Raw genomic sequence first — 365 nt, forward strand, 5'->3', positions numbered from 1 at the left:
AGACCGTGGCGCGGCCAGTGTGGCGGCTGATTTACTGGAAGCCGGTATCGAGGCATGGCGGGTGCAGTTCCCGCCGGGCATGGATGCCAATGACTATGCGCTGAAAAGCGGCAACGCCGAACATGCGCTGGGGCTGGCCTTGCAACAGGCGGTCTGGCAGGGACAGGGAACAGCGCCGGGCGCGGTGTTCAGCCATGAGCGGCCCGTCTCGCCGGCTGTGACGGAAAAGCCCCAAAGTGCCGAGGTGACTAAACCTTCTTCTTTAGCCGCCCCGCCGGAGCTGACCGTTGCGCCCGTGCCCTGTGAGCGCACGGCCTGCGGTGAACTGCTGATGAAAAGCGGCCCCCGGGTCTGGCGGGTACGGG

Annotated in this window: 1 pseudogene; it reads left to right on the forward strand. The window is 66.3% G+C overall.

From position 1 onward, the window contains the following. Window positions 1-365 (forward strand): annotated as a pseudogene (locus ACGF49_RS25005) (DNA primase); the annotation flags it as partial.

Origin of the sequence: Photorhabdus sp. RM96S, assembly GCF_042879335.1 — a bacterium.
Taxonomy (GTDB): Bacteria; Pseudomonadota; Gammaproteobacteria; order Enterobacterales; family Enterobacteriaceae; genus Photorhabdus; species Photorhabdus kayaii.